Below are 20,893 nucleotides of genomic sequence, written 5' to 3' on the forward strand. Positions count from 1 at the left end.
CGCTGCCGGATCAGGGGCGCGCGGCTCCGGTCAGACCCCCGAGCAACAGGGCCGTGAAGCTGCGCGCCCACTCGGCGTCGACCGGTTCGCTGCTCACCAGGGAGCGGTGCACCACCGCGCCGGCGACCACGTCGAAGATGAGGTCGGCGGTGCGGGCGGCGTTCTCGGGATCGTCCTCGGCCGGCAACTCGCCCCGCTCCTGGGCGCGTTGGCGCCCTTCGAGTACGAGCCGCTTCTGGCGGTCGACGATCGAGGTGCGGATACGGGTGCGCAGCGCCTCGTCCCCGGTCGACTCGGCGACGACGGCCATCAGCGCGGTCCGTGTCTCGGGGCGGTCGAGCAGGGCGGCGAACTGCAGCACGACGCCCTCGACATCGGCGGCGAGGCTGCCGCGGTCGGGGAGTTCGAGCTCGTCGAAGAGTTCGGCGACGGCGTCCACGACGAGTTCGTTCTTCCCGGCCCACCGCCGGTACAGCGTGGTCTTCGCGACCTCGGCCCGCGTGGCCACGTCCCCGAGCGTCAGCTTGGACCAGCCGACGTCCACGAGGGCTTCGCGGGTGGCCGCCAGGATCGCCGCGTCGGCCTCTGCGCTGCGGGGCCGCCCGGTTCTGCCGGGGCGGTCGGTGGTGTGGTCGTGCATGGCGCTGACCATACCGGGCGGTACGTGCGGCGGACCGGCCCTCGACCCGTGATCGCCTTACCCCCGTGAGGGAGATCACGGGCCGAGAACCCCCCAGACGATATACGCTACGACTCGTAGCGAAAGCTCGTACGTGAACCTCTCACCGCGAGCGGCAACCACATGCGTGGGGTGGGGACCCCGCGCACCCGGTCCTTTCCTCGGGCCACTCGGGCCATCGCACCTGGCCCACCGGCCGTGACCTGTCCGCACGTCCCGCATCCGGCGGGGGGCCTGCGGGTGGGCCGCGGCCCGCAGACGCCGGACGTGGCGGCGAAACCGGATCCGGGACGGGGTCCGGCGCACCGCCGCCCGTCCGTGCACTTCGCCTTCGGCGGGCTTTTCGCCCCGCCCCGCCCCTTCCCGCCCCTTCCCGAAACCGGGGATCCGCCCCGGACCCAGATCCGAACTTCGTTCGGATCTGCTCACACGCCGCAGGGGCTGGATGGGTTGCTCAAGCGCCGCAGGGGCTGGGTTCGCCGGAGGGGCGGAGAGGGGCTGGAAGTGATTTGGGCGGCCCTTAACGGGAGAGGCCGCCGTAGGGGGAGAATGGGCGCATGCAGCCACGGAACATGTCCATGAGCGGAGTCGTCGACCTCGCCGCGGTGAAGGCGGCCCAGGAGGCCAAGGCCAAGGCGGAGCAGGCCCGCGCCGAAGCGGCCCGGCAGGGCGGCGGCGGTGCCGTATCGCCTGCCGACCTGGTGATCGACGTCGACGAGGCGTCGTTCGAGAGCGCCGTCATCCAGCGCTCCACCGAAGTACCCGTCGTGATCGACTTCTGGGCCGAGTGGTGCGAGCCCTGCAAGCAGCTCGGCCCGCTGCTCGAGCGGCTGACTCTGGAGTACAACGGCCGCTTCCTGCTCGCCAAGGTCGACGTCGACGCCAACCAGATGCTGATGCAGCAGTTCGGGATCCAGGGCATCCCGGCCGTCTTCGCCGTCGTCGCGGGCCAGGCGCTCCCCCTCTTCCAGGGTGCCGCCCCCGAGTCGCAGATCCGCCAGACCCTCGACCAGCTGATCCAGGTCGGCGAGCAGCGCTTCGGTCTGACCGGTCTCCTCGTCGACCCGGATGCCGAGGGCGCCCCCGTCCAGGCGGAAGCACCGGAGGAGCCGGCCGGACCGTACGACGCGCTGCTCGAAGCCGCCGTACAGGCCCTGGACGCGGGTGACTTGGGCGGCGCGGTGCAGGCGTACAAGAACGTGCTCGCCGACGACCCCGCCAACATGGAGGCGAAGCTCGGCCTGGCGCAGGCCGAACTCCTGCAGCGCGTCCAGGGGTTGGACCCGCAGCAGGTGCGCCAGGACGCGGCCGAGAAGCCGGCCGATCCGCAGGCGCAGATCGCCGCGGCCGACCTGGATCTCGTCGGCGGTCATGTCGAGGACGCCTTCGGCCGCCTCGTCGACACGGTCAAGAAGGTTTTCGGCGACGACCGCGATGCCGTACGCGTGCATCTGCTCGGCCTCTTCGAGGTCGTGGGATCCGACGACCCGCGTGTGGCCAAGGCCCGTTCGGCCCTTGCCCGCGCGCTGTTCTGACACCACAAGTACCGGTTCTGACACGTCAGTACGCGCCATACGTACGGATGGTCCGGATGGTGCTTGGCTGACCTTTCGTTAAACCAGAGACGCACAAGTGGTCTTGTGAAGATTTGACGTCAGAGAGACACGGCGGCCGCGCTTTACCAAATCTTGGTAATCGCGGCCGCTGTTACTTGGAGTAAGCCGAAGCCGAGGTTCTGTCCGGTTTCGCCAGTTGATCAACTGGTCTGTCCCCAGGGGTGCATGCACCCTGCGTGCCCACCCGACGTCGGGCCGTCGTGACGGGGTTATGGAGCCGTTACCAGCGAGTAACGAACCCCCTTGTGCGGGCGCTCCGAATGGACCACGATCGGCCACGCTCGGTCCATTCACGTACGCCCGACAGCCAGCTCGGGAAGCGGGTTCCTGGGTCCCCACCGAGTGGCCGGAGACCTCACGTCGCCGGCCTTGGACAGGGGGGTCTCCACCAATCCGGTGGGGCCTGTCCGACAGGTCGCGCCGCCCCGGTGCGGCCCGTGGTTGTCGCTCGGGGGTGATCGCCCATGTTCCGCGCCGCAGTTCCTGCGCAGTCGGAAACAGCAGGCGCTCTCCTTCCCGAGGACGTAGCACTTCTCCCATCCCTGCCCGGCTGAGCCGCTGTGTGGCAGTCAGGGCCAGGAGATGTACGTCCGAGAAGGAGGAAAGTCATGGAATCCGTGGCTCGTGGCGGAACCAGATGGAAGCGGTTCGCCGTAGTCATGGTGCCGAGCGTCGCGGCTACTGCCGCGATAGGCGTGGCCCTCTCGCAGGGTGCGCTTGCGGCATCGTTCAGCGTTTCGGGACAGTCGTTCAAGGTCAAGGCCGATGAGCTCCGCGGCTACGACATGCTCCAGTACGGCGGCGTCGACGTCGGCGTGGACATGGAGGGCAAGAAGGCCGCCCACCCGGTGGCCATCAACGCCTTCAAGACGGCCGAGATCGACAACATGTGCCAGTCGATCGTGACGCACGTGCCGTTGCTCGGCGACGTCACGATGAAGCTCACCGCCGGTGGCAAGGGCACTCCGGTCAAGGCCCAGAACATCTACATCGACGTCGCGCAGCTGGACTCGTCCAGCGCCACGTTCTCCAACGTGGACATCGGCGTCGCCGCCGGCTCTGCCGGCGACAAGGTGCCCCCGATGAAGGGCGGCAACGAGCAGGCGAACCCCAACGGTTTCGCCCAGCGTGCCGACAAGGCCGTCATCAAGGACGTGAAGCAGACCGCCTGGGCGACCAGCGCGGGCACGTTCGAGCTGAGCGGCTTCGGTCTGTCCTTGAAGAAGGGCAGCGGCGCGGGGGTCGAGTGCTACTAGGCACTCGCTGAGTTACTGCGGCCGGGGCCTCTGACACGGGGCCGGCCGTCGGGCGACTGGCCCGGCGGGCGCGGAGCTTCACTCCCCGCCCGCCACACAGACCTTCTGAATTCACATGTACTGCCGGTTCCAAGGAGCTGTTGTCCCATGAGCGCCGATGCACCGGGGCAGAACGACCACTTCGTCAAGGTCTACCGCAGGAAGTTCCGGGCCTGGCGAGGCACCCGGCCGTTCTGGGCGGGCCTCTTCACCATCCTCGGCGGCATTCCGATCGCGTATCTGCCGTACGGGGACATCAAGCTCGGCAATGTCACGCTCGCCATGGCCACCACGGCCGGAGCCGGTTCGCTGATCATCGGCGTGCTCCTGGTCACGCTCGGCCTGACCATGTGGTTCCACCACATCGTCCGGGTGTTCGCAGGTGTCGCGGCGATTCTGCTCGCCCTGATCTCGATCCCCGTCTCGAACCTCGGCGGGTTCCTGGTCGGCTTCCTGCTCGCGATGATCGGCGGCGCGCTGTCCATCTCGTGGGCACCGGCCGAGCCGGCCGCGCAGGAACCGGCGAAGACGGACGGGCAGACCGAGCCGGACCCCGCACCGCACACCGACGACGACAGCGGCGCGGACCACACACTGGAGACCAACGGCGGGAGGCACAGTGCCGGGTGACGGTACGCAACTGGCCCTCGGGGCCGCGGACGGCGCTGCGAGCTCGCCGCTGAACGGCACACGCGCGAAGACCGGCCCCAAGCATGCGGCTCCCCGTAAGTCGCTGCTGACGAAACTTCAGATACCCGCGAACAGGGCCATGGCGCTGGCAGCGATGCCGACCGCCGTGTTCGTGGGCATGGGCCTCATGCCCAAGCCCGCGCTCGCCGACGACGGTGAGATCCCCTTCTCGTCGGGGCCGTGCGTGACGCGCGAGGACGTGGAGGCGGCGCAGGAGGAGAGCGCGTCGCCGACGCCGAGTCCTTCGGCCTCCGAGACGGGCACCGAGACCGAGAAGCCCGAGGAGAAGCCCTCCGAGGAGCCCTCGCCGGAGCCTTCGACGAGTGCGTCGGGAGAAGCCCCGGCGGACGGCACGGCGGACACCGCCGAGCCGAAGGCGGCCGCCGAGCCCACGCCTTCCCCGTCCCAGACCACGAACCCGCTGGACCCGCTGGGTGTCGGCGAGAAGCTCGACCAGTTCGGTGAGGACGTCAAGGACTTCTTCACGCCGGACGACAAGGAGACGGCGACCCCCGAGCCCTCCGCGACGCCCACTCCGGAGCCGAGCGGGAAGCCGACCGCCGAGGAGACCGAGAAGCCGGCCGAGGACGACGCGTCCAAGGACGAGCCGACCGCGGACAAGCCCACCGAGGACGTGGCCGACAAGGTCACCGGCGAGGTGGACAAGGCCGAGGACAAGCTCAAGGCCGACATCGAGAAGGCCGCCGACAAGGTGGGCGCCGAGGTCGAGAACCTGGACGAGGCGATCAAGGACCTGCCGCTCGGCGAGGACGGCAAGCCGCGCTTCCCGTGCGCCGAGGGGGACCCGAAGGCCCTGGCCGACGCGGACCTGGAGCCCGGTATCCCGGCGCTGCCCGACTACCCGTGGAAGCTGGAGACCAGCATGCTCACGCTGCGCGGTCTCGACTACCACGGTGTCGTGAACGTGAAGACGGCGAGCGGTGCGGTCAAGCCAGTCCTGAAGTTCACCGCCGACGAGGTGGACATCAAGGATCTGCACCAGGTGGTGCAGGACCCCAAGGGCGGACCCACCGCGCACGTCAAGGGCGCCAAGGGTTCGACGTCCGAGATCCGCGGCGGCACGGTGACCATGTACACCGAGTCGCTCAAGGGCAACCTCTTCGGGCTGATCCCCGTCGAGTTCACGCCCAAGACGCCGCCGCCGCTGAACGTGCCGTTCGCGTTCTTCACCAACGTCACCGTGATGCAGGCCGGCCAGTTCGGCGGCACGCTGACGGTGCCGGGCTTCCAGAACTACATCGAGGAGTAAGGGGCATACTCCCGCATACGAAGAGGGCGCCCTCCGCTTGGAGGGCGCCCTCTTCGTCTTTCACACGCGACCGCCGCAACCATCAATTGAGGAACCGCGACGGCGAGAACCAGGTCCGCGAGAGCGGCGCCGGTTCAGGCGCAAAAGGGGTGTCAGTCGCGGCGGCCGCCACCGAGGTGGTGCACCCGGACCATGTTGGTCGTGCCCGGGACACCGGGGGGCGAACCCGCGGTGATGATGATGGTGTCGCCGGTGCTGCAGGCGTTGATCTTCATCATCTCGGCGTCGACCAGCTCGACCATGTCGTCGGTGTTGTCGACGTGCTGCACGACCTGGGTGTTCACACCCCAGCTCAGCGACAGCTGGTTGCGGGTTTCCTGGTCCGTCGTGAACGCCACGATCGGCTGGACGGGACGGTAGCGGGACAGTCGGCGGGCCGTGTCACCGGAGTGCGTGAAGGCGACGAGGGCCTTGGCGTCCAGGAACTCCGCGATCTCGGCGGCCGCGCGGGCCACCGAACCACCCTGCGTACGCGGCTTCTTGCCGGGCACGAGCGGCTGCAGCCCCTTGGAGAGCAGCTCCTCCTCGGCGGCCTCGACGATGCGGGACATCGTCTTGACCGTCTCGATCGGGTACGCGCCCACCGAGGACTCGGCGGAGAGCATGACCGCGTCCGCGCCGTCCAGGATCGCGTTGGCCACGTCGGAGGCCTCGGCGCGCGTGGGGCGGGAGTTGGTGATCATCGACTCCATCATCTGGGTCGCGACGATCACCGGCTTGGCATTGCGGCGGCACAGCTCCACGAGGCGCTTCTGCACCATCGGGACCTTCTCGAGCGGGTACTCGACGGCCAGGTCACCGCGCGCGACCATGATCCAGTCGAAGGCGGCGACGACGCCCTCCATGTTGGCGACGGCCTGCGGCTTCTCGACCTTGGCGCCGACCGGGACGCGACGCCCCTCCTCGTCCATGACCTTGTGGACGTCCTTGACGTCGTTGGCGTCGCGCACGAAGGACAGGGCGACCATGTCGCAGCCCATCTTCAGGGCGAAGCGCAGGTCCTCGACGTCCTTCTCGGAAAGGGCCGGGACATTGACCGCGGCACCGGGCAGGTTGATGCCCTTGTGGTCCGAGATCACACCGCCCTCGATGACGACGGTCTTGACCCGCGGGCCCTCCACCGAAACGACCTTGAGCTCGACATTTCCGTCGTTGATAAGGACCTGGTCACCCTTGGCGACATCGCCGGGCAGACCCTTGTAGGTCGTACCGCAGATCGACTTGTCACCGGGGACGTCCTCGGTGGTGATGGTGAACTCGTCACCGCGCACCAGCTCGACGGGGCCCTCGGCGAAGGTCTCCAGGCGGATCTTGGGCCCCTGCAGGTCGGCGAGCACACCCACGGCCTTGCCGGTGTCCGCGGCAGCCTGGCGGACGCGGTCGTACCGCTCCTGGTGCTCCGCGTGGGTTCCATGGCTGAAGTTGAAGCGGGCCACATTCATACCGGCCTCGATAAGAGCCTTCAGCTGCTCATACGAGTCGACGGCGGGGCCCAGAGTGCAGACGATTTTGGAACGGCGCATGGGGCGGATCCTATCGGTTTGTTTCGGCGCGGAATATTCCGTCTGGTGGAAAGTCCAAAGGGGCGAACTGTCGCTCAGATGAGGGGAATTGATGCCGGTATTTATCCCGGCATTTATCCCCGGCTTTCATCCCGTGACGAGCGCGTACGCCTGGGTCGCGATCTCCAGCTCTTCATCGGTCGGTACGACGGCCACCGCGACCCGCGCGTACTCCGCGGAGACGAGCCGCGGCTCGTCCGCGCGCACGGCGTTGCGCTCACCGTCGAGGGCCAGGCCCAGCTCCTCCAGGCCGCTGATCGCAGCCTCGCGCACGGTCGCCGAGTTCTCGCCGACCCCGGCCGTGAACGCCACCGCGTCCACCCGGCCGAGCACCGCTGCGTAGGCGCCGATGTACTTCTTCAGGCGGTGGATGTAGACGTCGAAGGCGAGCGCCGCGGAGGCGTCGCCCTCGGCGCGCCGGCGCTCCACCTCGCGCTGGTCGTTGTCGCCGCAGAGGCCGATCAGACCGCTCTTCTTGTTGAGCAGCGCGTCGATCTCGTCGACCGACTTCCCGCCCACCCGGGCCAGATGGAAGATCACGGCCGGGTCGAGGTCACCGGAACGGGTACCCATCACCAGTCCCTCAAGCGGCGTGAGCCCCATGGATGTGTCCACGCACACCCCGCCCCTGACCGCGGACGCCGAGGCGCCGTTGCCCAGGTGCAGGACGATGACGTTGGTCTCCTCGGGCGTCTTGCCGAGCAGCTTCGCGGTCTCGCGCGAGACGTACGCGTGCGAGGTGCCGTGGAAGCCGTAGCGCCGGATCGAGAGCGCGTCGGCGGTCTCGCGGTCGATCGCGTAGCGGTACGCGGCCTCCGGCATCGTCGAGTGGAAGGCCGTGTCGAACACCGCGACCTGGGGCAGGTCGGGGCGGATCGAACGGGCCACCTCGATACCGGTGACGTTCGCCGGGTTGTGCAGCGGCGCCAGCGGTACGAGGTTCTCCAGCTCGGCGAGCACATCGGCGTCCACCACGGTGGGCTGGGTGAACTTGGTGCCGCCGTGCACGACACGGTGGCCGATCGCGGCGAGCTCGGGGGAGTCGAGGCCGAGACCGTCCTTGGACAGTTCGGCGGCGACCGCTTCGAGCGCGGCCTTGTGGTCGGCGATCGGGCCCTCGAAGACCCGGGCCTCCGCGCCACCGCCGGTCAGCGGGGTGTGCTTGAGCCGGGAGGTCTCCTCACCGATGCGCTCGACCAGGCCGACGGCCAGACGCGAGGCGTCGGCCATGTCGAGCAGCTGGTACTTCACCGACGAGGAGCCGGAGTTGAGGACGAGTACGCGGGTCGCAGTCACGAAAACGACGCTTCCTAGGTGGGGGGACGGTTAGGCGGTGGGGGCGGGGGTCTGGGCCTGGATCGCCGTGATGGCGACCGTGTTGACGATGTCCTGGACGAGGGCGCCGCGGGACAGGTCGTTCACCGGCTTGCGCAGGCCCTGCAGGACCGGACCGACGGCGATCGCGCCGGCCGAACGCTGCACGGCCTTGTACGTGTTGTTGCCGGTGTTGAGGTCGGGGAAGATCAGCACGCTGGCCTGTCCCGCCACCTCGGAGTCCGGCAGCTTGGTCGCCGCGACGGAGGGCTCGACCGCCGCGTCGTACTGGATGGGGCCCTCGATCTTCAGGGCCGGGTTCTGGCCACGGGCCAGCTCGGTGGCCTCGCGCACCTTGTCGACGTCGGCGCCCTTGCCGGAGGTGCCGGTCGAGTACGAGAGCATCGCGATCCGCGGCTCGACGCCGAACTGCTCGGCGGTGACGGCCGACTGGAGCGCGATGTCCGCGAGCTGCTCGGCGTTGGGGTCCGGGTTGACCGCGCAGTCGCCGTACACGAGGACCTTGTCGGCCAGGCACATGAAGAAGACCGAGGAGACGATCTTCGCGTCCGGCTTGGTCTTGATGATCTCGAAGGCCGGGCGGATGGTCGCCGCGGTGGAGTGCACCGAACCGGAGACCATGCCGTCGGCGAGACCCGTCTGCACCATGAGCGTGCCGAAGTAGTTCACGTCCACGACGACGTCGTTGGCCAGCTCGACCGTCATGCCCTTGTGGGCGCGCATCTTGGCGTAACTCTCGGCGAACGTGGCGCGCAGTTCGGAGGTGGCCGGGTCGATGATCTGCGCTCCGGAGAGGTCGATGCCCAGGTCGGCGGCCTTCTTGCGGATGGCCTCCGTGTCGCCGAGCAGTGTCAGGTCGCAGACGCCGCGGCGAAGCAGCACGTCGGCGGCGCGCAGGACGCGGTCCTCCGTGCCCTCCGGCAGCACGACACGGCGCTTGTCCGAGCGGGCCTGCTCGATGAGCTTGTGCTCGAACATCATCGGCGTGACCTTGCCGCTGCGGGACACCTCGACCCGCTTCAGGAGCTCGGCGCCGTCCACGTGGCGCTCGAAGAGGCCGAGCGCGGTCTCCGCCTTGCGCGGGGTGGCGGCGTTCAACTTGCCTTCGAGGGCGAAGAGTTCGGCCGCGGTCGGGAAGGAGTTGCCGGCCACGGAGATCACCGGGGTGCCGGGCGCGAGGCGCTCGGCCAGGCGCAGGATCTCCTGGCTGGGCCGCTCGTTGAGCGTGAGCAGCACGCCCGCGATGGGCGGCGTACCGGCGTTGTGCGCGGCGAGCGCGCCCACCACCAGGTCGGCGCGGTCCCCGGGGGTGACGACCAGGCAGCCCGGGGTCAGGGCGTTGAGGAAGTTCGGCAGCATGGCGCCGCCGAAGACGAAGTCCAGGGCGTCGCGGGCGAGTCCGGCGTCGTCGCCGAGCAGCACCTTGCCGTCCAGGGCGTGCGTGATCTGGGCGACGGTCGGCGCGGCGAGCGCCGGCTCGTCGGGCAGCACGTAACAGGGCACCTGGAGACGGGCCTCGAGACGTTCGCCGATGACCTCGCGGTCCTCGGGCGCGACCCGGTTGACCACCATCGCGAGCACATCGCAGCCGAGTGCCTCGTACGCGCGGCAGGCGTTGCGCGCCTCGGCGCGTACGGACTCCGCGGACTGGTTCTTGCCGCCGACCACGGGCAGCACCGACGCGCCGAACTCGTTCGCGAGCCGGGCGTTGAGCGCCAGTTCGTCGGGGAGCTGGGTGTCGGCGAAGTCGGTGCCGAGCACGAGGACCACCTCGTACTCGCGCGAGACCTGGTGGAAACGCTCGACGAGCCGGGAGACCAGCTCGTCGGTGCCCTTCTCGGCCTGGAGCGCGGAGGCCTCGTGGTAGTCCATGCCGTAGACGCTCGACGCGTCCTGGGTGAGGCGGTAGCGCGACCGCAACAGGTCGAACAGACGGTCCGGGCCGTCGTGGACGAGCGGGCGGAAGACGCCCACCCGGTCGACCTGCCGGGTCAGGAGCTCCATGACTCCCAGCTCGACCACCTGCCGGCCGTCGCCCCGGTCGATCCCGGTCACGTACACGCTGCGCGTCACGCGTGCTCTCCGTTCCATCGCGTCTGCATCTGTCTGCTGTCTTCTGCCGCGACCGCTCCCGCAGCCGCCCGGCAACTGTCTCTTCTCGCCTGTCCCGATTGTCGGCGCACAGACGTTCTCGCGCCTGCGGTGTGGGTACGAGCGTTCGTACGGTGATCCACCGCGACGGAGGTCGCAAAATTACCCGTTATGGTGGGCTTGACCTCTTGACAATACCTCCGCGGATGGATAGAGCGCCCGCCGGACCTAGGCCCCTGGAGCGGTGGGACAAAGGGCCTGGAAGGTCCTTTTGCGGCGGAGTAAGTGAAAGGGGCACACCTGTGTGGCCCGTGGAACAATCGGACCCGGGCTCACGCGTACGACTAGCGACCAGGAGACACAGCACGATGCGTATCGGAGTTCTGACCGCAGGCGGCGACTGCCCGGGCCTGAACGCAGTGATCCGGTCGGTCGTGCACCGTGCCGTCGCCGCGCACGGGGACCAGGTCATCGGTTTCGAGGACGGCTACAAGGGGCTGCTCGACGGCTACTACCGCCCCCTCGACCTCACCGGTGTCAGCGGCATCCTCTCGCGTGGCGGCACGATCCTCGGTTCGGCCCGCCTAGAGAAGGGCCGCCTCGAAGACGCCGTCGCCAACGCGCCCGCCCTTGCCAAGAAGCTCGGCATCGACGTCCTCATCCCGATCGGCGGTGAGGGCACGCTGACCGCGGCGCGGATGCTGTCGGACGCGGGGATGCCGGTGGTCGGCGTACCGAAGACGATCGACAACGACATCAATGCCACGGACCGTACGTTCGGCTTCGACACGGCCGTCGGTGTGGCCACCGAGGCGATGGACCGCCTCAAGACCACCGCCGAATCGCACCAGCGCGTGATGGTCGTCGAGGTCATGGGCCGGCACGCGGGCTGGATCGCGCTCGAGTCCGGGATGGCCGGCGGTGCGCACGGCATCTGTCTGCCGGAGCGGCCCTTCGACCCCGCGGACCTGGTCAAGATGGTCGAGGAGCGCTTCGCGCGCGGCAAGAAGTTCGCCGTCATCTGTGTGGCCGAAGGCGCGCACCCCATCGACGGCTCGATGGACTACGGCATGGGCGACATCGACCAGTTCGGTCACGAGCGCTTCAAGGGCATCGGCACGGCCCTGGCTCATGAGCTGGAGCACCGGCTCGGCAAGGAGGCCAAGCCGGTCATCCTCGGTCACGTGCAGCGTGGCGGGACGCCGACCGCGTACGACCGCGTGCTCGCGACGCGGTTCGGGTGGCATGCGGTGGAGGCCGCGCACCGGGGTGAGTTCGGCAAGTTCACCGCGCTGCGGGGGACGGATATTCAGATGGTGCCGTTGGCGGATGCGGTTTCGGAGCTGAAGACGGTGCCGGAGTACCGGATGGCGGAGGCGGAGTCGGTCTTCTGAGCCCCGCCTTTTGCGTCGGGCCTCCGCCTTCTGGCGGGGGCCCGTTGCGTTGGTGGGCGCGGGTGGGTGAGGGTGCGGGTGGGGCGCCTGCGGCGGGCGGATTTCCCCTACCCGCCCCTTCCCGAAACCGGGGCTCCGCCCCGGACCCCGCATCCGCACTTCGTGCGGATCTCCTCAAACGCCGGAGGGGCTGGAAGGGGCTGAGTTTGCCGTACGGGCTGGTAAGCGGGACCTTCGTCCTCAGTTGTCCCGCACCCGAGCCCAGAAATGGTCCAGGATCCGGCTCAGGAACTCCCGTGCGCCCTCGCCGGTGTCGCCGGAATCACCCCAGCCGAGGGTGGCCGCGGTGCGGCCCTGGTACTCCTCGTGGAGGGATTCCAGGGCGCGTTCCAGGTGGCGGGGCGGGACCGGGACCAGCTTGCCGACCGGTTTGACGTACGGCTGCCAGCGCGCCGTCGCCGCACTCTTCAAGAGCTCCGTCAGGCGGGCGTCGCGGCCCGTGACCGTGGCGAAGGCGCGGGGCGAGAGGGCGAGGACCTCGGCGAGCGCGGCCGTCTGGCGGTCGTTGCCGCGCCAGTCCTCGCGCTCCTCCATCTGCAGATACGAGCGGTGGTCGAGCCCCACGGCCCGCGCCACGTCCTCCGCCGCGAGTCCGCGCGCGAGGCGGTGCTCGCGCAAGGTCCGTGCCGCGCCCAGGAGTTCGCCGGGGGTGCACCACAACGCCCCTGCCAGAGCGGTCAGTTCGCCGCTCGTCGGTGCCGCGATCCCGCGCTCCCAGGCGAGCACGGTGTCCGGCGTGACATAGGGCAGCCCGTAGCTGGCCCGGATGCCGTACGCCACATGCCCGGGCGCCATGCCGAGCGCCTCGCGCAGCCGGCGTGCGGCGAGGGCGTTGAACGGGGGAGTGGTCTGGGACACGCGGTCACGCTAGGTCCGGGTGCGGCCCGTGGCTACGGTGCGTTCGCCCAGGATCACTGATCGTAGGAATCTACGGCTCTGGTAGTTTCCGGATTCGGATCGACCGTTTGTGTACTCGGGGGAGGGCGCATGGCACGGCTGCCTGCGCGGCTGAAGGTGCCGGTGATCGTCGCGCTTGTGCTGGTGCTCGTCGGTGCCGGGGCGGTGATCTTCTCTTCTTCCGGTGACGCGGGTGACGGCGGCCATCTCGCCCGCAATCGCGCCCAGTTGAAGCGCGCCTGCGGCGGGCTGCTGCCGTACGGGGAGCTGCGGGACCTGGTGCCCGATGACGTACGCGGCGAGGTCCGGGCGTATGGCACGCAGCTCACGCCCGGGGAGGAGAGCCGCACTCTGCTCAGCTGCGAGGTGACCTGGCCCGACCGGGGCCGCGTCGAGGTGCGCGCCGCGCCCGTCCTGTCCCGGCTGCCCGAACCGGTGACGCTGGAGGCGGCGGAGCTGGTGGCGAGCGCGGGTGTGGACGCGGACTACGAGGCGCCCGGCGTGACCGGACGTTCGGGGGAGGCGGCGGTCACCTGGCTGGTCGCCGAGTGCCCGGCAGGCCTCGGTACCCGCGCACGTGATGTGTCCGCGATGTATGTGACCGCGACCGTCGACCGGTTCGGTGCGGGCGCGCGGAAGCTCGGTGCCCAGGCGCGGGCGCTGCGGGAGTTCCGTACGGCCGTGGAGGTGGCGAACGCGCTGACGAAGGCACAGAAGTGCGGCGGCGAGGCGATTGTCCGGCCGGACAAGGTGATCGACACCTACGAGGCCGAGGTCACGAGCGATCCCGACGGCGGCAACATACAGGTCGAAAGGGTCGACATTCCCGGCCTCGGCGCCGCCAAGTGCCGTGGCCTGGCGAAGGAGTTCCCCGGTACCTGGTCCGTCGCCGGTGACCTGCAGGAGTCGCGGCTTCTGAGTGTCTGCGACGCGACCCAGTACGACCGCAAGGACTCCTTGGTGGATCCGCCGGACCTGGACGAGGGAGATGTCTCAGCCCTCTCGGCCGTCAGCTGGGCGGGCCCGCTGGGCGAGTCCGTCGACGCCGAGTACGGACGCAGCGGCGACAGTTACGGGTTTCGCGCGGGCGAGCGCACCAAGGAACTCCAAGAGGGCAAGCCGGTGGAACTCGCCCTGTGGGCCGGCGGGCAGTGCGCCGCCGGCCGGACCCTGCACCAGGTCACCGTCTCACTGGAGCGCGACGGGTACTCCCGCACGCTGACCGAACGCGAACGCGCCCTCTTCTCGCGGCAGGCCCGCAAAGCGCTCGACGCCTATCTCGCCGACCCCGGCGGCTGGCCAAGGCAGCAGCGCTGCCATGACACCGAGATCCTCGGAGAGGTGGAGGGGTGGCGGTGAAGCGGCTGCTGCTGCGGAGCGCGGGCGGCGTGGTCGCGCTCGCCGTCCTGGTGTCCGGGTACCTCTGGCTGCACGGCGACTTCCGCCGCTGGGACGACGCGGCGAAGCTCGACGCCGCCTGCGACGGGCTGCTCGACCCGGCGGTGATGCGTGAGGTGCTCGGCGACGGAGAGGTCGGCGTGCGGGAGTGGGACGGCACCGCGCACCACGTGCGCTGCGAGGTGGTCGTGGACGGCGGCGGCAAGGCCGACGTGCGGGTGGCGGACGAGACGGCGATCGGCGTCGCCGGCTTCGAGCCCTTCCTCGGCGGCAGGGAGCGCGGGCTTGCCGTACCGGTCGGCAACGGCTGGTCGGGTCTCTTCGGTGCCGATAGCGGCGACGAGGACGAAACGGAGGGTGTGACGACCGCCTTCACGCTGCACTGCACGGCCGGCGAGGCGAAGACCATCATGGTCACCCTCAGGGCCGAGCTCTTCGACGAGCGCCCGGTCGACGACCCCGCGAACCGTCCCGCGTATACCCGGATCGCCGAGGCCACGGCCCGGAAGGTATCCGAAGTGCGGGGCTGCGAGGCCGAGTTGGGCGACAAGGTGCGCAGCGTGCCGCTGCCCGTACGCGAGGACGAGTACGAGCCGCTCGACGAGGCCGACGGTACGTGCGCCGGTATCGAGCCCCTACGCGGCGTGCGCACCGTACTCGAGACGGCGCGCGACGGGGCGCCGTACGAACGGTGCCGGCTCCTCGATGCGGACCGCCTGCGCCGATACGGCCTGGAGGCGAGTTTCGGGACCTACGCCCAGTCCTTCTTCCGGGGCAACCGCGCGTCCTACGAGGACGACCTGCCCACGGGCCGTGTCCCGGCGCACCACCGGGCCCGGGACGAGAGTGTCAGCTGGACCACGGCCAAGTGCCCTGAGGGGACGGCCCTGTTCACCCTGGTCGCGTACGGGCGCCATGACGACAAGACCTCCGCGCTGGTCTCCGGCGACCTCGCCCAGGAACGCGCCGCCCTGAAAATTTTCGCCGAGCGCTCGGCCGAGTCCCACGGTTGCCGGCCGCCCAAGGCTCCCTGACCGTCGGCAACCCGCTGACCAGGAAAGGTACGGACCAGGCCCGGTGGGGGGCTCGTACCTTCGACTCTTGTACGGAAGGAAAAGATGGGAGCGCTCCCTGCGTGAAGTCTTGACGCCTCGCGACCCGCTCGCAACAGTGGGCCCACCCCACACCCCCCACTACAGGAGCGTCGATCGTGATATCGCGCAGACTGTTCCTCGCGGGCGCCACAGCGAGCGCCGCCGCAGCCGCAGCGTCCCTGGCCGTGCCGTCCTGGACAGCCGGGGCCGCCGCCCCCGCCACCTGTGAACTGGCCCTGGAGAACAAGTCGTTGAGCGGCACCGTGCGTGCCTATGTGACCGGCCACGAGCAGTCCACCGGCAACTGGGTGCTGCTCAGGGCCGACGGCGGCATCTACCGGCCCGAGTCGCCCTCCGCCCCCCAGACCCCGCTGCCCGTCGACTGCGCCATCCCGCTGAACCCGGCGGGCGCCGCACCGAAGGTCGTGACGCTGCCTCAGATGTTCGGCGCGCGCGTCTACTTCGTACGCGACGACACCCTGGACTTCTTCCTCAACCCGGGACCAGGGCTCGTCGAACCGGCCTTCGCGACCCCCACCGACGCGAACTACGGCAAGATCTGGTCGTTCTGCGAATTCACCTTCAACACGGTGCAGTTGTTCGCGAACATCAGCTACGTCGACCTGGTGACCGCCCTGCCCATCGGGCTGCGTCTCGAAGGCGACGCCACCCACACCGTCGCCCCGCTGCCCGACGGCGCGGTCGACAAGATCGCGGCCGACCTCCAGGCGCAGGCGGCCCGCGACGGACAGCCCTGGGACCAGCTCGTCATCAAGGACGGCGGCGGCAAGGTGCTTCGCTGCATCTCGCCGCAGAACCTGATGGCCCCGTACTTCGACCGGCCCGACCAGATGCCGTTCCGCGATGTGTGGAACGGGTACATCGACCAGGTCTGGGAGAAGTACCGGAGCACCGATCTGCGGATCGATCTGCAGGGCGGCCGGGGCGTGTTCACCGGCCGGGTCGGCGGGGACACGCTCACCTTCAACGGCGGGCACAGCTTCCCCAAGCCGACCTCGAAGGACATCTTCACCTGCAACCACGGCCCGTTCACCAACAACCCCTCGGACTCCGACGACAAGAAGGGCCTGCTCGCCCGGCTCGCCGCCGGGTTCAACCGCAGCATCATGCTCACGCACCCCGACCAGCCCAACGGCGTGACGGCCGGTGACTACTACCGGGACGCCACCACCAACCACTGGTCGCGCATCGTGCACGCCAACTCGCCCATCGGGTACGCCTTCCCGTACGACGACGTACGCCCCGACGGCCAGCCCGACGTGTCCGGCGCGGCGCACGACGGCAACCCGCGCCGGTTCACGGTGAGCGTGGGGGTCTGAGAGCCGGGCGGCGGGGCCCGGCCGGCAGGACCGGGCCCCGCCGACCCTTGCGGGCACCTGCCTTGCGGCCCCCTGCCTTGCGGCGGCACCCTGCCTTCCAGCCCCCCGCCTTCCGGTCCCGCTATCCCTTGACCGCGCCCCCGAGCGCGAAGCCACCGCCCAGACGTCGCGCGATCAGCACGTACAGCAGGATCACCGGCGTCGAGTAGATGATCGAGAAGGCGGCGAGCTGGCCGTAGACCACTTGGCCGCGGTTGCCGAAGAAGTCGTTGATGCTGACCGAGGCGGGCATCTGGGCCGGGTCGATCAGGAGCATGAAGGGGACGAAGAAGTTGCCCCACATCATGACGAAGGAGAAGACCGTGACCACGGCGACTCCGGGGCCCATCAGCGGCAGCACGATGCGCAGGAGCGACTGGAAGGACGAGGCGCCGTCCGTCCAGGCGGCCTCCTCCAGCTCCTTCGGGACACCGTCCATGAAGTTCTTCATCAGCCAGATGGCGAACGGCAGGCCCGAGGCCGCGAAGAAGAAGATCGTGCCGTGCATGGTGTCGATCAGGTCGACCTGCACGAACAGGGCGTAGACCGGGACCATCACGGCCGTGATCGGCAGACAGGTCGCGAAGAGGATCGTGAGCAGGAACGGACGGTTGAAGCGCGAGCGGTAGCGCGACAGCGGGTACGCGGCGAGAGCCGCGCATACGACCACGAGCGCAGTCGCTCCGCCGCACAGGATCAGGGAGTTGAGCAGCGGCGTGAACGTGACGTCGTCGACGAGCACCGCGTCGAAGTTGTCGAAGGTGAGACTGCCGGGGACCTTCACCTTGAGGTTGGCCTCCGCATCCAGCGCGGAGAGCACCACCCAGGCGAGCGGCAGGACGAAGACCGCGGCGGCGAAGAGCAGACCCAGATCGGCGGCGAGGCGGCGCTGCCTACGACGGTTCATCTCAGACCTCCGTCCGCAGCAGGCGCATGTACACGAGCGAGAAGAGCGAGCCCACGATGAGCAGGAGCAGGGCGACCGCCGTGGCATAGCCGATCATGCTGTTCTGGAACGCCTCCTCGTACATGTACAGCGGGAGCGTCTGGCTGCGGTTGCCCGGGCCGCCGCGGGTCATCACCCAGATCAGCCCGAACACCGAGAGCGTCTGAAGGGTGTTGAGCATCAGATTGGTGCCGATGGAGCGGCGGATCATCGGCAGCGTGATGTGCCACAGGCGGCGCCAGCCGCCCGCGCCGTCCACCTGCGCGGACTCCACGATCTCCTTGGGTATCTCGTTGAGCGCGGCCGAGTAGACGAGCATCGAGAAGGCCGTGCCGCGCCAGACGTTGGCGAAGGACACCGCGAGGATCGGCAGTGTGAACAGCCAGTTCTGGCTGGGCAGATGGAGGAAGTCGAGGATCGCGTTGAGCGTGCCCTGCTTCTGGAAGAACGTGTAGAGCAGAAAGCCCGCGACGACCTCAGGCAGCACCCACGCGGTGACCACGATGCCGCCGGTGAGCGTGCGCAGCGGCTTGGAGGCGCGCTGCATGAGCAGGGCGAGCCCCAGGCCCAGGGTGTTCTGTCCGACGAGCGAGGACAGGACGGTGAACACCAGCGTGAGCCATACGGCGTTGAGGAAGTCCTCGTCGGTGAACGCCTCACGGAAGTTCTCGAAGCCGATGAGGCTGGAGGAGGCCTGGCCGGTCAACTGCAGGTCGGTGAAGGCCAGATAGACGCAGTAGCCGATGGGCCCGGCGAGGAAGGCGAGCATCAGCAGGACGGCGGGGGAGACGGGCAGGGCCCGCATCAGACTGCGACGCGGGCCCCGTGTCGAAGCGCTCTTCACGTACCGCTGCTCACTTCTTGACGACGGCGTTGTCGGTGACGGACGCGAGTTCCTCGTCGTACGTACCGGCCGCCTCGTCCACCGAGGCGTCACCGGTCGTGACCGACTCCATCGCCTCCTGGATCGCCACCGAGACCTTCGGATAGGCCGGGTACGCGGGCCGGTAGTACGTGAACTCCACCAGGTCCGTGAAGAACTTGAGGCCGGGCTGCGCCTTCACGTACGCCGGATCCTCGGCGACGTCCTCACGGACGGCGATACCGGAGTTGGAGATGTACCACTTCTGGGCGTTCTCCTTGGTCTGCATCGTCTTGATGAACTCGAAGGCGAGGTCCTTGTTGGCCGCCTTGCTGGGAATCGCCCAGGTCCAGCCGCCGGACATGCTGACCTTGCCCGGCGCCTGGCCGTTCTGCGTCGGCATGGCGGCGAGCCCCAACTCCTTCGACCAGGTGGGCCATTCGTGCCCGGCCCCCTCGTTCCAGTCCTGCGGGAGCCAGGAGCCGTCCAGGTTGATGCCGAGCTTCTCCTTCGGCAGCAGCTCACCGCGGACCGTGGGACCGAAGTTGGGGTCGAGCGCGTCCGAGACCTCGGGTCCGAGCTTGTCCTTGTAGACGGTCTCGACGAACTGAAGGGAGTCCTTGAAGCCCTGGCTGCCCTGCACCCACTTCTTCTGGCCCTTGTCGTACAGCGGGTCCTCGCCCGTCCCGTACAGGAGCATCTCGAAGCCCTGCATGGTCGACTGCTCACCGCCGGGCTTGCCCGTGTAGACGTTCAGCGGGGTGACGCCGGGCACCTTCTCCTTGATGGTGCGGGCCGCGTCGAGGATCTCGTCCCAGGTCTTCGGCTGCCACTGCTCGGGCAGGCCGGCCTTCTTGAACACCGCCTTGCTGTACCAGAGGCCACGGGTGTCGGTGCCGTCCGGTACGCCGTAGGTCTTGCCGTTCTCCGCTTTCGCGGCGGCCTTGGCCGTGTCGATGAACTTGTCCCAGTCCGGCCACTTGTCCAGATACTTGTCGAGCGGCTCCAAGTACCCGCTGGTGATATCGGAGTTGATGAGGAACGTGTCCTCGTACACCAGGTCCGGGGCGGTCTTCGGGGAGCGCAGCATCTGCTGCAGCTTGGTGTAGTACTCGGCGTCCGGGGCCTTGATCGGCACGAGCTCGACCTTCTTGCCCGGGTTGTCCTTCTCGAACTGCTTCTTCATGTCCGCGAGGAAGTTGTCCATGACCTTGACGTTGTTGTCCATGGACTGCTTGAACGAGACCTTCAGGGTGTCCGGGTCGTCCCCGGAGTCATCACCGCAGGCGGTCAGCGTGGTGGCGGCGAACAGGGCTGCTGCGCCGAGTACGAGGGGCGCGGTGGAACGCTTGGGACGACGCACGGTACGACCTCCTACGAGCCTGCGGGGCGGCTGCGGGGTTGCGCTACGGCGTAATGCGTTAAGGCGTTGGGTGGGGCTGTCCGGTGAACGTACGGTCGTTGTTCATCGAGGGTCAATGCCCGTGCGCCCGCCGAGATCGATCCCGTGACAACGTTGTTATTACGAGGGCGAGTTGGCGGCCCGGGAAGCGCGGCCTACTGGGTGACCCAGCGATAGTGCAGCTCGGGCCGCCCCACTTGCCCGTACTGCGGAGCCCGTACCGCGCGGCCCGACTCGACCAGATGCTCCAGATAGCGCCGGGCCGTGATCCGCGAGAGGCCCGCCGACTCGGCGGCCGACGCGGCGCTCAGGCCCTCGGGTGCCGCACGCAGTGTGGTGATCACCCGGTCCAGGGTGGGGGCGCTGAGCCCCTTGGGCAGCGACGCGGGGCGGGGTGCGCGCAGCGAGGCCAGCGCACGGTCGACCTCGTCCTGGCCGGAGGCCTCGCCCGCCGCCGTACGGAATTCCGCATACCGTACGAGGCGGTCGCGCAGGGTCGAGAACGTGAACGGCTTAAGCACGTACTGCACCACGCCCAGCGAGACGCCCTCGCGGACCACGGCCAGATCGCGGGCCGAGGTCACCGCGATCACATCGGCCTGGTGGCCGGCCGCGCGCAGGCTGCGGGCCAGTTGCAGACCGTGCCCGTCGGGGAGGTACAGGTCGAGCAGGAGCAGGTCGACCGGGGTGCGCTCGAGGACGCGGCGGGCCTGCGCACCGGAGTGCGCCTTGGCCACGGCCTGGAAGCCGTGGACCCGGTTGACGTACATGACATGCGCGTCGGCGACCACAGGGTCGTCCTCGACGACGAGCACGCGGATCGGCTCGCTCACACCCGTACACCTCTCACAGCCTTGCGGGTC

Annotated in this window: 17 protein-coding genes; 8 read left to right on the forward strand and 9 right to left on the reverse strand. The window is 69.0% G+C overall.

Annotation, left to right across the window (positions count from 1 at the left end):
• Window positions 1–10: 10 nt before the first annotated feature.
• Window positions 11–640, reverse strand: a complete 630-nt coding sequence (locus tag ABT367_RS03945; RefSeq protein ID WP_352249290.1) for a TetR/AcrR family transcriptional regulator — start codon at window positions 638–640, stop codon at window positions 11–13.
• A 596-nt stretch (window positions 641–1,236) separates the two neighbouring features.
• Between ABT367_RS03945 and ABT367_RS03950 the strand changes: the two genes are divergently transcribed.
• From ABT367_RS03950 to ABT367_RS03965, 4 genes are all read left to right on the forward strand, one after another.
• Complete coding sequence (locus ABT367_RS03950; RefSeq protein ID WP_352249292.1) at window positions 1,237–2,214, forward strand: tetratricopeptide repeat protein; 978 nt, start codon at window positions 1,237–1,239, stop codon at window positions 2,212–2,214.
• Between the two features lie 689 nt (window positions 2,215–2,903).
• A complete protein-coding gene (locus ABT367_RS03955) occupies window positions 2,904–3,551 on the forward strand; it encodes a DUF6230 family protein (protein ID WP_352249294.1) in 648 nt (215 codons plus the stop codon).
• Between the two features lie 147 nt (window positions 3,552–3,698).
• The gene (locus ABT367_RS03960; RefSeq protein WP_352249296.1) at window positions 3,699–4,220 is read left to right on the forward strand and encodes a DUF6114 domain-containing protein; all 522 of its coding nucleotides are present in this window, start codon (window positions 3,699–3,701) and stop codon (window positions 4,218–4,220) included.
• Window positions 4,210–5,550: a hypothetical protein gene (locus ABT367_RS03965; protein ID WP_352249298.1), complete on the forward strand. Its 1,341-nt coding sequence runs from the start codon at window positions 4,210–4,212 to the stop codon at window positions 5,548–5,550. Before ABT367_RS03960 ends, ABT367_RS03965 begins: the two co-directional genes overlap by 11 nt.
• 152 nt (window positions 5,551–5,702) lie before the next feature.
• Here ABT367_RS03965 and pyk read toward each other — a convergent pair whose 3' ends face one another.
• From pyk to pta, 3 genes are all read right to left on the reverse strand, one after another.
• Window positions 5,703–7,133 carry a pyruvate kinase gene (gene pyk / locus ABT367_RS03970; protein ID WP_352249300.1) on the reverse strand — a complete coding sequence of 477 codons (1,431 nt, stop codon included), beginning with the start codon at window positions 7,131–7,133 and terminating at the stop codon, window positions 5,703–5,705.
• 126 nt (window positions 7,134–7,259) lie between these two features.
• Window positions 7,260–8,468 carry an acetate kinase gene (locus tag ABT367_RS03975; RefSeq protein WP_352249302.1) on the reverse strand — a complete coding sequence of 403 codons (1,209 nt, stop codon included), beginning with the start codon at window positions 8,466–8,468 and terminating at the stop codon, window positions 7,260–7,262.
• A 30-nt stretch (window positions 8,469–8,498) separates the two neighbouring features.
• Complete coding sequence (gene pta, locus ABT367_RS03980; protein ID WP_352249304.1) at window positions 8,499–10,580, reverse strand: phosphate acetyltransferase; 2,082 nt, start codon at window positions 10,578–10,580, stop codon at window positions 8,499–8,501.
• Window positions 10,581–10,966: 386 nt separating this feature from the next.
• Between pta and ABT367_RS03985 the strand changes: the two genes are divergently transcribed.
• Window positions 10,967–11,992, forward strand: coding sequence for an ATP-dependent 6-phosphofructokinase (locus tag ABT367_RS03985; RefSeq protein ID WP_165331666.1), 1,026 nt, complete (start codon window positions 10,967–10,969; stop codon window positions 11,990–11,992).
• Window positions 11,993–12,232: 240 nt separating this feature from the next.
• Here the strand turns inward: ABT367_RS03985 and ABT367_RS03990 are convergent, their stop codons facing one another.
• Complete coding sequence (locus ABT367_RS03990) at window positions 12,233–12,910, reverse strand: helix-turn-helix domain-containing protein (protein ID WP_352249306.1); 678 nt, start codon at window positions 12,908–12,910, stop codon at window positions 12,233–12,235.
• A 129-nt stretch (window positions 12,911–13,039) separates the two neighbouring features.
• Here ABT367_RS03990 and ABT367_RS03995 point away from each other — a divergent pair, with 129 nt between their 5' ends.
• From ABT367_RS03995 to ABT367_RS04005, 3 genes are all read left to right on the forward strand, one after another.
• The gene (locus ABT367_RS03995; RefSeq protein WP_352249308.1) at window positions 13,040–14,308 is read left to right on the forward strand and encodes a hypothetical protein; all 1,269 of its coding nucleotides are present in this window, start codon (window positions 13,040–13,042) and stop codon (window positions 14,306–14,308) included.
• Window positions 14,299–15,381 (forward strand): hypothetical protein, encoded by a 1,083-nt coding sequence (locus ABT367_RS04000; RefSeq protein WP_352249310.1) that lies wholly within the window; start codon window positions 14,299–14,301, stop codon window positions 15,379–15,381. The genes ABT367_RS03995 and ABT367_RS04000 overlap by 10 nt, the downstream gene beginning before the upstream one ends.
• 176 nt (window positions 15,382–15,557) lie before the next feature.
• Window positions 15,558–16,781, forward strand: a complete 1,224-nt coding sequence (locus tag ABT367_RS04005) for a glycoside hydrolase family 64 protein (protein ID WP_352249312.1) — start codon at window positions 15,558–15,560, stop codon at window positions 16,779–16,781.
• 121 nt (window positions 16,782–16,902) lie between these two features.
• Here the strand turns inward: ABT367_RS04005 and ABT367_RS04010 are convergent, their stop codons facing one another.
• The 4 genes from ABT367_RS04010 to ABT367_RS04025 all read right to left on the reverse strand — a co-directional run bounded on the left by ABT367_RS04010 (window position 16,903) and on the right by ABT367_RS04025 (window position 20,863).
• On the reverse strand, window positions 16,903–17,727 hold the full coding sequence (locus ABT367_RS04010) for a carbohydrate ABC transporter permease (protein WP_352249314.1): 825 nt from the start codon (window positions 17,725–17,727) through the stop codon (window positions 16,903–16,905).
• Window position 17,728: 1 nt separating this feature from the next.
• Entirely contained in the window at window positions 17,729–18,571 is an 843-nt protein-coding gene (locus ABT367_RS04015) for a carbohydrate ABC transporter permease (protein WP_352249436.1), read from the reverse strand.
• Between the two features lie 49 nt (window positions 18,572–18,620).
• On the reverse strand, window positions 18,621–19,991 hold the full coding sequence (locus ABT367_RS04020) for an extracellular solute-binding protein (protein ID WP_352249316.1): 1,371 nt from the start codon (window positions 19,989–19,991) through the stop codon (window positions 18,621–18,623).
• Between the two features lie 194 nt (window positions 19,992–20,185).
• Window positions 20,186–20,863, reverse strand: a complete 678-nt coding sequence (locus tag ABT367_RS04025) for a response regulator (RefSeq protein WP_352249318.1) — start codon at window positions 20,861–20,863, stop codon at window positions 20,186–20,188.
• Window positions 20,864–20,893 lie beyond the last annotated feature (30 nt).

Source organism: Streptomyces mesophilus (genome assembly GCF_040300965.1).
GTDB lineage: Bacteria > Actinomycetota > Actinomycetes > Streptomycetales > Streptomycetaceae > Streptomyces > Streptomyces mesophilus_A.

What these genes read in the sequence shown, in the direction of transcription:
- pyk (WP_352249300.1), bottom strand. Translation starts at nt 7,133, where the DNA reads ATGCGCCGTTCCAAAATCGTCTGCACTCTGGGCCCCGCCGTCGACTCG.
- ABT367_RS03945 (WP_352249290.1), bottom strand. Translation starts at nt 640, where the DNA reads ATGCACGACCACACCACCGACCGCCCCGGCAGAACCGGGCGGCCCCGC.
- ABT367_RS03955 (WP_352249294.1), top strand. Translation starts at nt 2,904, where the DNA reads ATGGAATCCGTGGCTCGTGGCGGAACCAGATGGAAGCGGTTCGCCGTA.
- ABT367_RS03950 (WP_352249292.1), top strand. Translation starts at nt 1,237, where the DNA reads ATGCAGCCACGGAACATGTCCATGAGCGGAGTCGTCGACCTCGCCGCG.
- ABT367_RS04010 (WP_352249314.1), bottom strand. Translation starts at nt 17,727, where the DNA reads ATGAACCGTCGTAGGCAGCGCCGCCTCGCCGCCGATCTGGGTCTGCTC.
- ABT367_RS04015 (WP_352249436.1), bottom strand. Translation starts at nt 18,571, where the DNA reads ATGCGGGCCCTGCCCGTCTCCCCCGCCGTCCTGCTGATGCTCGCCTTC.
- ABT367_RS03960 (WP_352249296.1), top strand. Translation starts at nt 3,699, where the DNA reads ATGAGCGCCGATGCACCGGGGCAGAACGACCACTTCGTCAAGGTCTAC.
- ABT367_RS03985 (WP_165331666.1), top strand. Translation starts at nt 10,967, where the DNA reads ATGCGTATCGGAGTTCTGACCGCAGGCGGCGACTGCCCGGGCCTGAAC.
- ABT367_RS03995 (WP_352249308.1), top strand. Translation starts at nt 13,040, where the DNA reads ATGGCACGGCTGCCTGCGCGGCTGAAGGTGCCGGTGATCGTCGCGCTT.